Source organism: Pseudomonas sp. SIMBA_067, from assembly GCF_046534675.1.
Taxonomy (GTDB): domain Bacteria; phylum Pseudomonadota; class Gammaproteobacteria; order Pseudomonadales; family Pseudomonadaceae; genus Aquipseudomonas; species Aquipseudomonas putida.
In genome coordinates this window covers 1-269 of record NZ_JAWRYH010000493.1, presented here as the reverse complement: position 1 = coordinate 269, position 269 = coordinate 1, and the positions used below count along the sequence as shown (strand labels likewise).

The 269-nt window shown below is 44.6% G+C and carries 1 protein-coding gene; it reads left to right on the top strand.

Annotated elements, in window-relative coordinates; genetic code table 11:
* Positions 1–46: 46 nt before the first annotated feature.
* The coding region (locus SB765_RS30035) for a DUF4238 domain-containing protein (RefSeq protein ID WP_410932549.1) at positions 47–269 on the top strand (223 nt) is incomplete at its 3' end.

Here is a 269-nt window from a genome sequence, read left to right as displayed (position 1 = left end):
ATAGTGTTTCCGATTGGGCCGGTGGCAAAATTTGGTCACCAATTTCATGGCGAAGTTCTTCCCGGTTGAGTGCGACACAGCGCGATGCGGCGACTGTATGCACCCGAACTTCAGTAACTTGTCTATGGCAACCAACAAAAATCAACATTTTGTTCCTCGCTGTTATTTGCGATCGTTCACGAAGAACGAGGAAAATGTCACCATCAATTTATTCAATATCGACAGGGCAAAATTGATTGAAAATGCTGCCGTTAAGCATCAATGTTCGG